Source organism: Isoptericola sp. NPDC056578, from assembly GCF_042793275.1.
In the GTDB taxonomy this organism is placed as follows: domain Bacteria; phylum Actinomycetota; class Actinomycetes; order Actinomycetales; family Cellulomonadaceae; genus Isoptericola.
This window is the reverse complement of record NZ_JBHTVC010000068.1, coordinates 15,437-27,401: the sequence shown is the minus strand read 5'-3', so window position 1 is coordinate 27,401 and position 11,965 is coordinate 15,437. Positions and strand designations below refer to the sequence as shown.

General features: G+C 70.9%; 9 protein-coding genes. All 9 read right to left on the bottom strand.

The features are described 5' to 3' along the window. Positions 1-44: 44 nt before the first annotated feature. Complete coding sequence (gene nrdF, locus ACFQ80_RS19735) at positions 45-1,025, bottom strand: class 1b ribonucleoside-diphosphate reductase subunit beta (protein ID WP_430552453.1); 981 nt, start codon at positions 1,023-1,025, stop codon at positions 45-47. A 40-nt stretch (positions 1,026-1,065) separates the two neighbouring features. Next, on the bottom strand, positions 1,066-3,192 hold the full coding sequence (gene nrdE / locus ACFQ80_RS19730; RefSeq protein WP_430564840.1) for a class 1b ribonucleoside-diphosphate reductase subunit alpha: 2,127 nt from the start codon (positions 3,190-3,192) through the stop codon (positions 1,066-1,068). 38 nt (positions 3,193-3,230) lie between these two features. Continuing rightward, entirely contained in the window at positions 3,231-3,662 is a 432-nt protein-coding gene (gene nrdI / locus ACFQ80_RS19725; RefSeq protein ID WP_430564839.1) for a class Ib ribonucleoside-diphosphate reductase assembly flavoprotein NrdI, read from the bottom strand. 163 nt (positions 3,663-3,825) lie between these two features. Further along, entirely contained in the window at positions 3,826-4,068 is a 243-nt protein-coding gene (nrdH, locus tag ACFQ80_RS19720; RefSeq protein ID WP_416345666.1) for a glutaredoxin-like protein NrdH, read from the bottom strand. 576 nt (positions 4,069-4,644) lie between these two features. After that, positions 4,645-6,096 (bottom strand): serine hydrolase domain-containing protein, encoded by a 1,452-nt coding sequence (locus tag ACFQ80_RS19715; RefSeq protein WP_430564838.1) that lies wholly within the window; start codon positions 6,094-6,096, stop codon positions 4,645-4,647. Positions 6,097-6,137: 41 nt separating this feature from the next. Continuing rightward, on the bottom strand, positions 6,138-7,616 hold the full coding sequence (locus ACFQ80_RS19710) for a GH1 family beta-glucosidase (RefSeq protein WP_430564837.1): 1,479 nt from the start codon (positions 7,614-7,616) through the stop codon (positions 6,138-6,140). 125 nt (positions 7,617-7,741) lie between these two features. Further along, positions 7,742-10,048, bottom strand: a complete 2,307-nt coding sequence (yicI, locus tag ACFQ80_RS19705; RefSeq protein WP_430564836.1) for an alpha-xylosidase — start codon at positions 10,046-10,048, stop codon at positions 7,742-7,744. A 79-nt stretch (positions 10,049-10,127) separates the two neighbouring features. Continuing rightward, positions 10,128-10,997, bottom strand: coding sequence for a carbohydrate ABC transporter permease (locus ACFQ80_RS19700; RefSeq protein ID WP_430564835.1), 870 nt, complete (start codon positions 10,995-10,997; stop codon positions 10,128-10,130). Beyond that, on the bottom strand, positions 10,997-11,962 hold the full coding sequence (locus ACFQ80_RS19695) for a carbohydrate ABC transporter permease (RefSeq protein ID WP_430552460.1): 966 nt from the start codon (positions 11,960-11,962) through the stop codon (positions 10,997-10,999). The genes ACFQ80_RS19700 and ACFQ80_RS19695 overlap by 1 nt, the downstream gene beginning before the upstream one ends. Positions 11,963-11,965: the final 3 nt, after the last annotated feature.

Below are 11,965 nucleotides of genomic sequence, written 5' to 3'. Positions count from 1 at the left end.
CCGCACGTGATGCGGTCCGCCCTCTCGTGCTACCTCGGCAGGGGTCAGAAGTCCCAGTCGTCGTCCTCGGTGGCCACGGCCTTGCCGATGACGTACGACGAGCCCGACCCGGAGAAGAAGTCGTGGTTCTCGTCGGCGTTCGGCGACAGGGCCGCGAGGATGGCCGGATTCACGGCCGTGTCCTCCTTGGGGAACAGCGCCTCGTAGCCCAGGTTCATCAGGGCCTTGTTGGCGTTGTACCGCAGGAACGCCTTGACGTCCTCGGTGAGGCCGAGCTCGCCGTACAGGGCGTCGGTGTACTCGACCTCGTTCTCGTACAGCTCGAAGAGCAGCTCGAACGTGTACGCCTTGAGCTCGTCCTGCTCGGTCTGGCTGACCTGCGCCAGGCCCTTCTGGTACTTGTAGCCGATGTAGTACCCGTGCACCGCCTCGTCACGGATGATGAGGCGGATGAGGTCGGCCGTGTTCGTCAGCTTGGCGCGGCTCGACCAGTACATCGGCGCGTAGAAGCCGGAGTAGAACAGGAACGACTCGAGCATCGTCGAGGCGACCTTGCGCTTCAGCGGGTCGTCGCCGCGGTAGTAGTCGAGCACGATCTCGGCCTTGCGCTGCAGGTGCGGGTTCTGCTCCGACCAGGCGAACGCCTCGTCGATCTCCCGCGTCGAGATCAGCGTCGAGAAGATCGACGAGTAGCTCTTGGCGTGCACCGACTCCATGAACGCGATGTTGGTGTACACCGCCTCCTCGTGCGGGGTCAGCGCGTCGGGGATCAACGACACCGCACCGACCGTGCCCTGGATGGTGTCCAGCAGCGTGAGGCCGGTGAACACGCGGGTCGTCATCAGCCGCTCGGCGTCGGTGAGCGTGTGCCACGACTGGATGTCGTTCGACACCGGCACCTTCTCCGGCAGCCAGAAGTTGCCGACCAGGCGGTCCCAGACCTCGAGATCCTTCTCGTCCTGCAGACGGTTCCAGTTGATCGCGGTCACGCGATCGATGAGCTTGAGCTTCCCCGTGGGCGCCATGTCTTCTCTTCTCCACACATTCCGTAGTTGCCCGACGCGATCACAGCATGCAGCTGACGCAGCCCTCGATCTCCGTGCCCTCGAGGGCCATCTGGCGGAGACGGATGTAGTACAGCGTCTTGATCCCCTTGCGCCAGGCGTAGATCTGGGCGCGGTTGACGTCGCGCGTCGTCACCGTGTCGGGGAAGAACAGCGTCAGCGACAGGCCCTGGTCCACGTGCTGCGTCGCGGCGGCGTACGTGTCGATGATCTTCTCGTAGCCGATCTCGTACGCGTCCTGGTAGTAGTCCAGGTTGTCGTTCGTCATGTACGGCGCCGGGTAGTACACGCGACCGAGCTTGCCCTCCTTGCGGATCTCGATCTTGGCGGGCACCGGGTGGATCGACGACGTCGAGTTGTTGATGTAGCTGATCGACCCGGTGGGCGGCACGGCCTGGAGGTTCTGGTTGTAGATGCCGTGCTCCACGACCGACGCCTTGAGCGCACGCCAGTCGTCCTGCGTCGGGATGGCGACACCGGCCTCCGCGAAGAGCTGCGCGACGCGTTCGGTCGCCGGCTTCCACTCGCCGTCGGTGTACTTGTCGAAGTACTCGCCCGTGGCGTACCTCGAGTCCTCGAACCCGCCGAACGCCTTGCCTCGCTCGATCGCGAGCCGGTTGGACGCCGCGATCGCGTGGTACGCGACCGTGTAGAAGTAGAGGTTCGTGAAGTCCACGCCCTCGGCGGACCCGTAGTAGATCCGCTCGCGCGCGAGGTACCCGTGCAGGTTCATCTGGCCGAGGCCGATGGCGTGCCCGAGGTCGTTGGCGCGGCGGATCGACGGGACCGACTCGATGCTCGTCTGGTCGGAGACGGCGGTGAGCGCGCGGATCGCGGTGTCGATCGTCTTGGCGAAGTCCGGCGAGTCCATCGTCTTGGCGATGTTCAGCGAGCCGAGGTTGCAGGAGATGTCCCGGCCGACGTGGTCGTAGGACAGGTCCTCGTGGAACGTCGACGGCGTCGAGACCTGCAGGATCTCCGAGCACAGGTTCGAGTGCGTGATGCGGCCCTTGATCGGGTTCGCCTTGTTCACCGTGTCCTCGAACATCACGTACGGGTACCCGGACTCGAACTGCAGCTCCGCGATGGTCTGGAAGAAGTCGCGGGCCTTGATCGTGGTCTTCGTGATGCGGTCGTCGGCGACGAGCTCGTCGTACTTCTCCGAGATGGAGACGTCGGCGAACGGCTTGCCGTAGACGCGCTCGACGTCGTACGGGCTGAACAGGTGCATGTCCGCGTTCGTCTTCGCGAGCTCGAACGTCACGTCGGGGATGACGACGCCCAGCGAGAGGGTCTTGATGCGGATCTTCTCGTCCGCGTTCTCCCGCTTGGTGTCGAGGAACCGCATGATGTCGGGGTGGTGCGCGTGCAGGTACACGGCGCCCGCACCCTGGCGCGCACCGAGCTGGTTGGCGTACGAGAACGAGTCCTCGAGCAGCTTCATCACGGGGATGACGCCGGACGACTGGTTCTGGATGTGCTTGATCGGCGCGCCGTGCTCGCGGACGTTGCTCAACAGCAGGGCCACGCCGCCGCCGCGCTTCGACAGCTGCAGGGCGGAGTTGATGCCGCGCGCGATGGACTCCATGTTGTCCTCGATGCGCAGCAGGAAGCAGGAGACGGGCTCGCCGCGCTGCGCCTTGCCCACGTTGAGGAAGGTCGGCGTCGCGGGCTGGAACCGCCCGGAGACGACCTCCTCGACGACGTCCCGCGCGACCTGCTCGTCGCCGTCGGCCAGGCCGAGGGCGACCATCGAGACGCGGTCCTCGAAGCGCTCGAGGTACTTCTTCCCGTCGAACGTCTTCAGCGTGTACGACGTGTAGTACTTGAACGCGCCGAGGAACGACTCGAACTGGAAGTCCTTCGAGTACGCGAGCCGGAACAGCTCCTTGACGAAGGTGCGCGAGTACTTCTCGAGGACCGCAGGGTCGTAGTACTTGTTCTCGAGGAGGTAGTCGAGCTTCGCGTCGAGCGTCTCGAACTGGATGGTGTTCGGCACCACGTGCTGCTCGAAGTAGGCCGTGGTGGCCTCGCGGTCCTTGTCGAACTGGATCTTGCCGTCCGGTCCGTACAGGTTCAGCATCGCGTTCAGCGCGTGGTAGTCGAGCTGCACGCCCTGCAGCGGCACGGGGGTGGCCCCCGCGAGCTCCGGGTCCGTCGTCGAGCTCACGCCGAGATCAGTGACTGTCGTTGCCAAAATCGTCCCAATCCGTCACGGACGCGCCGGGCGTCCTCAGCCGTCCCCAGGAGTTCGAAGGCGTACAGGTAGGGCACCTGGCACTTCGCGGAGATGATGTCGCCGGCGATGCAGTACGCAGCGCCGAAGTTGGTGTTCCCCGCGGCGATGACGCCGCGGACGAGCGACCGGTTGTGCGGGTCGTTGAGGAACTCGCGCACGCGCCGAGGCACGGCGCCGCCCTCGTTGCCCCCGCCGTATGTCGGGACCATGAGCACGTAGGGCTCGGTCACCGTGAGGGACCCGTCCGTCTTGCGCACCGGGATCCGGTGCACGGACATGCCGAGCTCCTCCAGCCCGAGGCGCTGGACGAACCGGTGGGTGTTCTCCGACACGCTGGAGAAGTAGACGAGAGAACTCATGCTCAGCCTCCCCCCGGATGCTGCTACCAGACCGACGTGCTGCGTCGCCGAAGACGCACGGCGCCCCGGGTCGGGTTCGAAGCCCGGGGCGCCGGCCGTTCGTGGGGTGCGGGGCCGCTGCCTGCGGGCCCCGCCTGTTGTCGAGTCTGTGTCGCGGTCGGCGTCAGGCCGAGACGGCCTGCTGCGCGGCGACCGCGGCGATCTGGTCCGGGCGGAAGCCCGACCAGTGGGTGTCGCCGGCGACGACGACGGGGGCCTGCAGGTAGCCGAGCCCGCGGACCATCTCGAGCGCCTCGGCGTCCTGCGTGATGTCGACCACGGAGTACTCGACGCCCTTGCGGTCGAGGGCGCGGTAGGTCGCGTCGCACTGCACGCAGGCCGGCTTGCTGTAGACCGTGATGCTCATGTGTCTCTCCCTCTCTGCGCTCCCCACCGGGGGCTTCGTCCGACCGGTGTCGCGACCCTGCGAGCCGGTCCCCTCGACGGGCCTCGAAAGGGCCCGGACCAGGGATGACGCCCGTGGAACTACGCCGGTGTGCTTTGTTCGAAAGGCTGTGCGCCCCGCGTGCTCCAAACACTACACCTAGTGGTCAGGGCGCGCGCGGGACCGACATCTTGTGGTTGACACCGCTGTCATTCGTCGAACACCCCTCGCCGCACGCGCTCACGAACAGCCTCCCACGGGGGTCCGACACTCCTCGTCCACAGGGTGGGCGAGGCTCCGTCAACACCGTCTCGGGGCGTCCTTCCGCAGCACCGTGCGGATCGCGTCGGGATGTCCACAGGCGGTGGGCGACGGGCGTCCACAGCGTGTGTGCGACGACGGGTCGTCGTCCATCGGGACCGGAGCCGGGCCGGGTCCCGGGCTCCGGTCGGGAAGCGGCCCGGCAGATCGGACATTCCTGGCACCGAACTGCTCGGAAACTCGTCGATGTCATCGGCGTGTCGCTCGCGGTGGTGTGTCGCACACCGCGCGGACCGGTCAGCTCCCTGCGTCGCGCTCGGCGGCGGACGGCGACACGGGCACGGCGCGCCAGCCCGCGGGGTCGACGCCGCCCGGCACCGCCGTCGCGGGGTCGTAGGGCGCGCGCGTGAGGTGGAAGGTGCCGACGTCGAGGGCCTCCGCGGGCGTGCCGGTCGCGACGGGCCGCAGCCGCTCGCCGCGCCAGTAGCCGCCCGCGACGCCGACCCAGCCCTCGGGCGTCCGGTCGAACACCGTGCTCCGCCCGTCCGGCGAGCCCAGGTCCAGGCAGCCGTCGGCGCGCACGGACACCGTGTACGGCATCGGGCCCCAGTACCAGGTCCCGGCCAGCGCGAGGGCGTCCGGGTCGGTGCCACCGGCGCCGCCCGCGACGGCGGGCTCGGGGGCCGGGCCCGGCACGCCCAGGAGGTCGAGCAGGAAGGACGCGTCGCCGAACCCGGCGGTCGAGCTGCCGCAGACGGCCACGACGTCCCCCGTCGCGGGGTCGGCCCGCAGCGTCGCGGTGAAGCCGGGCACGGAGCCCCCGTGCCCCACGGTGCGACGGGCGTTCCGCCCGCCCTCGCCGGGCCCGTGGTGCACGGAGACGCCCAGCCCCCACGCGGCCGTGAACGGCACGTCGTCGTCGACCACCGCCCGGGGCGTCGCCATCCGACGGCGGCACGCGAGCGGCAGCACGTCGTCACCCGCTCCGCCGTCGTCGCCGGCGCCCACCAGCCACGACCCGAACCGCACGAGGTCCGCCGGCGTGGACCACACCTCCCCCGCCGGCCCCATCGCGCCGTAGGCGGCCACCGGCTCGACGAGGACGGTGTCGGCGTCGGGGTGCACCGCGTACCCCACCGCGGCCTCGCCCGGCGGCGTCCGGCCCGTGCCCGTCATGCCCAGCGGCGCCCAGACCTCGTCGCGCAGGACGGCGTCCCACGACCGGCCGTGCGCCTCCTCCACCAGGCGGCCCAGCACGGCGTAGCCCACGTTGGAGTAGTGGTGCCGTTCCCCCGGCTCCCACAGCCGCTCGACGCCGGAGGCGACGAGCTCGGCCCACGACCCCGCGCCGTGCCGCTCCCACCACGGCCCCGGGGGCTCGGCCGCCAGGCCCGCGGTGTGCGTGAGCAGCTGGGCGACCGTGGCGTCCGGGGCGGGGGCGTCCGCGAGGTACCGCCCCACCGGGTCGTTCAGGCCGAGCCGCCCCGCGACCGCCAGCCGCAGCACGGCCACGGCCGTCATGGGCTTGGTGATCGACCCGATCCGGAACGCCGTGCCCGGGCCGGACGGCGCCCACCCGGCGGTGCCGGTCCACGCGACCGCGCCGGCGCGCCCCACCGCGGCGGACAGCGCCGGCACCCGGCGCTCCCCGCAGCGCGCACGGAGCGCGTCGTCGAACCGGACGCCGGCGGACGGGGCGTCGTCGGGCGGGAGCGAGGCGGATGGCGGGACGGGACGCGCGGCGGTCATGTCCCGCACGGTAGCGCCGGACAGGCACTGCCCGGTCGGCGTCAGGGGGTGGCGGCGGTGACCGGGGGCACCTCGCCGGACGTGACGAGCCGGCGGTACCAGTGGGCGGAGTTCTTCCAGGTGCGCTCGCCCGTCGGGTAGTCGACGTGCAGGATGCCGAAGCGCTTGGAGTAGCCGTAGCCCCACTCGAAGTTGTCCATGAGCGACCAGGCGAAGTACCCGCGCACGTCCGCGCCCGCGTCGCGGGCGGCGCCGACGGCCTCGACGTGGTCGTGCAGGTAGGCCACGCGGCGGTCGTCGTGCACGCGGCGCTCGCCGTCGTCGACGACGAGCTCGTCGTCGAAGGCGGCCCCGTTCTCGGTGACCGCGAGCGGCAGGCCCGGGTAGGTGCGGTGCAGCCGCAGCAGCAGCTCCGTGAGGCCCGACGGCTCGATGTTCCAGCCCATCGCCGTGTACGGGCCGGGCTGCTCGGCGAACTCGACGTCGGTGACGCCGATCCACGGGCTGTGGCTCGACGCGCCGTGGCCGTCGTTCTCCGACCGCTCCCCGTCCCCGCTGAACCGCCGCACGGTGACCGTGGAGTAGTAGTTCACGCCGAGGACGTCGAGCGGCTGGCGGATCTGCTCGAGGTCGCCGTCGCGGACGAACGACCAGTCGGACACGTGCGCGGTGTCGGCCAGCAGGTCGTCGGGGTACGCGCCGTCGAGGATCGGGCCGAGGAACGCCCGGTTGGCGAGCGCGTCGATCTTCCGGACGGCGTCGGCGTCGCCCTCGGACGCCGCGTCCGCCGGGCGGATCGCGTGCAGGTTCAGCGTGATCGACACCTGGGCGCCCGGCAGCACGTCGCGGATCGCCTGCGCCGCGAGACCGTGCGCCAGGTTGAGGTGGTGGACGGCCGCGAGCGCCGCGGCGGGCTCGGTGCGGCCGGGCGCGTGGACGCCGGAGCCGTAGCCGAGGTAGGCGGAGCACCAGGGCTCGTTGAGGGTGGTCCACGCCTCGACGCGGTCGCCGAGCTCGACGGCCATGTGCCGGGCGTACTGCGCGAACGCGTCCGACGTCGCCCGGTCCGCCCAGCCGCCGGCGTCCTCGAGCTCCTGCGGCAGGTCCCAGTGGTAGAGCGTGACGAAGGGCCGGATGCCGCGCTCGCGCAGCGCGTCGAGCAGGTCGCGGTAGAACGCGACGCCCTCCGGGTTGAGGGGGCCGCTCCCGCCGGGCTGCACGCGCGACCAGGAGATCGACAGGCGGTAGGCGCCGACGCCGAGGCGGTCGAGGTGGTCCACGTCCTCGGCCCAGCGGTGGTAGTGGTCGCACGCGACGTCGCCGGTGTCGCCGTCACGGGTGCGACCGGGCGTGCGGGAGTACGTGTCCCAGATGGACGGCCCCCGTCCGCCCTCGGCGGCGGCGCCCTCGATCTGGTAGGCCGCGGTCGCGGTGCCCCAGAGGAAGTCGGCGGGGAACGTGCGGGCGACGGTCGCGGTGACGTCGGGCTGGGTGGCGGGCGTGGTGGTCGTGCTGGTCATGGGTTCGTTCCTCGGTGCTCGGAGTCACGGGGCGTCGTGGTGGTCGGTGCGGCGGTCGTGTGGAAGCGCTCCCACCCTGTCCCGGCAGTGTAGCCACCGGCAGCGCGCGGGCGCGCGGGTCGCCGTCAGAGGCGCAGGCTGACCGTGCCCGGTCCGGCGGCGGCTGCCGTGCGCTCCCCCACCCGGACGGTCCAGGCGCCGGGGGCGTCGTCGGACGTGACGACGACCTCGTCGCCGGTGCGCCGGACGCGGAAGCGCGCCGCCTCGCCGTCCGGCCCTCCCGTGGGCACGACGGTGACGGCGTCGTGCCCGTCGGTGAGACCGAAGCAGCGCAGCTCGACGCCGTCGGCCCACGCGTAGTCGGGCCGGTCGGTGCGCGTCCCGACCGGCAGCACCGTGCCGGGGCGCACGAGCACCGGCAGGGAGTCGAAGTCGTGGGTCTCGGTGACCCAGCGCGGCCCGGTCACGGTCTGCGCGTGCGCGGTCTCCGCGCCGTCCAGCAGGCGGGTCCACGTGCCCTCGGGCACGTAGTACTCGACCGTGCCGTCGGCCTGGAAGACCGGCGCCACGAGCAGCGAGCCGCCCAGCATGTACTGCATGTCGACGCCGAAGGCGGCCCGGTCGCCGGGAAACTCCAGCACCATCGGCCGCATGATCGGCGTGCCCGCGGCGTGCGCCTCCTCCCCCGCCTGCGCGAGGTAGGGCATGAGCGACATCTTCAGGTGCGTGAACCGGCGCGCGACGTCGACCGCCTCCTCGTCGAAGGCCCACGGCACGCGGTACGACGACGAGCCGTGGAGGCGCGAGTGGCTCGACAGCAGCCCGAACGCGAGCCAGCGCTTGAACACCCCGGCGTCGGGCGTGCCCTCGAAGCCGCCGATGTCGTGGCTCCAGTAGCCGAAGCCCGACAGCGCGAGCGACAGCCCGCCCCGCAGGGACTCCCCCATCGACGCGTAGGTCGAGTCGCAGTCGCCGCCCCAGTGCACCGGGAACTGCTGTCCGCCGGCCGTGGCCGACCGCGCGAAGACGACGGCGTCGCCGCGACCCCGGCGTCGCTCGAGCATCCGGAAGACCAGCTCGTTGTACAGCTCGGCGTAGTAGTTGTGCATCTTGCGGGGGTCCGAGCCGTCGTGCCACACCACGTCCTCGGTGGGCACCCGCTCCCCGAAGTCGGTCTTGAACGCGTCCACGCCCTGGTCGAGCAGGCGCTCCAGGTGGCCGAGGTACCAGTCCGCGGCCTCGGGGTTGGTGAAGTCGACCAGCGCCATGCCCGCCTGCCACAGGTCCCACTGCCACACCCCGCCGTCGGTGGTGCGCAGGAGGTAGCCCTGGGCGCGGCCCTCCTCGAACAGGGGCGAGCGCTGCCCGATGTACGGGTTGATCCAGAGGCTGACCTTCAGCCCCCGGTCGTGCAGGCGGGCGAGCATGCCCTCCGGGTCGGGGAAGACGCGCGGGTCCCACTCGAAGTCGCACCACTGGTACTCGCGCATCCAGAAGCAGTCGAAGTGGAAGACGCTCAGCGGCAGCCCGCGCTCGGCCATGCCGTCCACGAAGCTCGTCACCGTGGCCTCGTCGTAGTCCGTCGTGAACGACGTCGACAACCAGGTCCCGTACGACCAGGCGGGCACGCGCGCCGGGCGCCCCGTGAGCGCGGTGTAGCGGCGCAGCACGTCCTTCGGTGCGGGGCCGGCGATGACGTAGTACTCGAGCGACTGGCCCTCGACCGAGAACTGGACGCGGGTGTTCACCTCGGAGGCGACCTCGAGCGACACCCGCTCGGGGTGCGCGACGAAGACCCCGTACCCCTTGCTGGTCAGGTAGAGCGGCACGTTCTTGTACGCCTGCTCGCTGGACGTGCCGCCGTCCTCGTTCCAGACGTCGACGGACTGCCCGTTCTTGACGAACGGCCCGAACCGCTCGCCGAGGCCGTACACGTGCTCGCCGGGCTCGAGCGTCAGCTGCTCGTGCACCCAGGCGCCGCCCTCGAGCGGGCCCGACGTCGCGCTCATCGCTCCCACGGACTTCGGCAGGCTGGAGGTGAGCACCTTGCCGTCGTGCTCGACGTCCACGTGCCAGCCGCCGCCCCGGTGCACCCGGACCGAGAGCCCGCCGGTCTCCAGCACGCCCTCCGTCTCGTCGACCTTCACGACCGGGAGGAAGCCCGGCTCGCCGTGGACGGCGAACTCCGGCCCGCGGCGCGCGGCCCCCGCGAAGTGCTCCACGCGCACCCGCACGACGCCCGGCGCGGGCGAGGAGTACGTGACCGTGAGCATCGGCCGGTTGAGGGTGTCGCCGCGTCGCCGGACCGGCGCCGTCGGGGCGTAGACGGTCATCGTGCCCGCGGCCTCGTCGACGCGGACGTCGTCGACCTCCACCGCGTACAACGGTGCGATGCCGCGGCGGGTCTGCCAGTAGCCGTCGGTGAACTTCATCAGGTGCACCTACTCCGAGCTGTCGTGTCGATGATGGCGGAGCGCCCGGGAGCACGCCGCACGAGGGTGGGGTGGTGCGCTACTTCACCGCGCCGGCGGTGACGCCTCGGGTGAGGGTGCGCTGGAAGATCAGGAAGAAGACCAGGGCCGGGACGAGGGAGACGAGCGCCCCGGCGTTGGTCGTGGGGGCGTCCATCATCCGGTCGCCCTGGAGCGACGCGAGCGCGATCGGGATCGTCTGCGTGTCGTTGGTCGTGAGCATGACCAGCGGGATGAAGAACTCGTTCCACGTCCAGATGAAGAAGAAGATCATCAGGACCATGAGCGTGGGCCGCACGATGGGGAACACGACCCGCCACAGGATCCGCCAGCGGCCCGCGCCGTCGAGCGCCGCCGCCTCGAGCAGCGCCGGCGGGAACGTCCCGAGCACGGACGCCAGCAGGTAGGTGCCGAAGGCGGACTGGATGACCGTGAAGATGATGATCACGGACCACGGCGAGTTCGACAGCCCCACCTGCCGGGCCATGTCGAACAGCGGGTAGATCAGCGCCTCCTGCGGCAGCATGTTCGCGAGCAGGAACAGCAGCACCACCCACATCCGGCCCTTGATCCGGCCGATCCCGATCGCGTAGGCGTTGAGGAGCGAGAGCGCGCACGCCGCCACCGCCACGACGGCGGAGATGAAGAACGAGTTCCACAGCTTCACCGGGAACTCCGTGCGCTGCCAGAAGTTCACGAGCCCGTCGAGGTAGAGGCTCGTCGGCAGGCTGAGCGGCCCGTGCTGCGTGTAGTCGTCGGGCGACTTGAACGCGTTGAGCAGCATCACCAGCAGGGGCGCGACGACGAGCAGCGCGACGACGACGGCGCCCGCGAGCACGAACCAGCGCCCGGCGCCCCGGTGGTGGCGGTTCCCGCTGCGCGCCCGGACCGTCGCCAGGGTCGCGGCCATCAGCGCCCCACCTCCTCGGCCCGCTCGGCGCGCGTCTGCAGCGCGAGGATGACCACGGCCACCACGAGGATCACCACCGTGAGCACGGTCGCGACGGCGGCGCCGTAGCCCACCCGCGACTTGTCGAAGAAGTTCAGGTACGAGTAGTAGCTCGGCACGAGCGTGGAGCTCTCGGGGCCGCCGCGGGTCAGCACGTAGATCGGGCCGAAGACCTTGAGCGCCGCGACCGTGCAGGTCAGCGTCACGACGAACGTCTCCGGGCGGATCTGCGGGATCGTGATGGCCTGGAACCGCCGCCACCAGCCGGCGCCGTCCAGCTCCGCGGCCTCGTACAGCTCGGGGTCGACCCGCTGCAGCGCCGCCATGAAGATCACCACGGGATACCCGATCTGCACCCAGATGAGCACGAGCATGACGCTCGGCAGCGCCGTGCTCGGGTCGCCCAGCCAGTTGGGCGGGTCCGCGACGCCGAGCGCACGCAGGATCTCGTTGAGCGCGCCGGTCTGGGCGTTGAGGATCCAGTTCCACAGCACGCCCGCGACCGCGACGGGCAGGATCTGCGGCAGGTAGTACGTGGCCCGCAGGACCGACGCGACCCGGCCGCCGAACCGCCGGCCCAGGTAGTCGAACAGCACCGCCGCGAGCAGCAGGCCGATCACGGTGGGCACCAGCACCATCGCGACGATCATCGCGACCGAGTTCTGGAACGACGTCCAGAACGCGGCGTCGTGCCAGAGCTCCGTGTAGTTGTCGAGGCCCACCCAGGTGAGCGGCGCCAGGCCGCCGCGCCAGGAGAACAGGCTGATGTAGACGTTGGTCACCAGCGGGTACCCGATGACCAGCACGAAGAGCACCGCGCCGGGGAGCAGGTACGCCAGGTAGGGCAGGGTCGCGCCCCGCCGGCGGCGGCGCGTCCGGGCGTCGGCCCGGGACGCCGCCGCGGGCGGGCTGAGGGTGGCGGTCACGTC

Bases quoted from the DNA above. Each gene is read 5' to 3' on its own strand.
- nrdF (WP_430552453.1), bottom strand. From the start codon at position 1,025: ATGGCGCCCACGGGGAAGCTCAAGCTCATCGATCGCGTGACCGCGATC.
- nrdI (WP_430564839.1), bottom strand. From the start codon at position 3,662: ATGAGTTCTCTCGTCTACTTCTCCAGCGTGTCGGAGAACACCCACCGG.
- nrdH (WP_416345666.1), bottom strand. From the start codon at position 4,068: ATGAGCATCACGGTCTACAGCAAGCCGGCCTGCGTGCAGTGCGACGCG.
- ACFQ80_RS19715 (WP_430564838.1), bottom strand. From the start codon at position 6,096: ATGACCGCCGCGCGTCCCGTCCCGCCATCCGCCTCGCTCCCGCCCGAC.
- ACFQ80_RS19710 (WP_430564837.1), bottom strand. From the start codon at position 7,616: ATGACCAGCACGACCACCACGCCCGCCACCCAGCCCGACGTCACCGCG.
- yicI (WP_430564836.1), bottom strand. From the start codon at position 10,048: ATGAAGTTCACCGACGGCTACTGGCAGACCCGCCGCGGCATCGCACCG.
- ACFQ80_RS19700 (WP_430564835.1), bottom strand. From the start codon at position 10,997: ATGGCCGCGACCCTGGCGACGGTCCGGGCGCGCAGCGGGAACCGCCAC.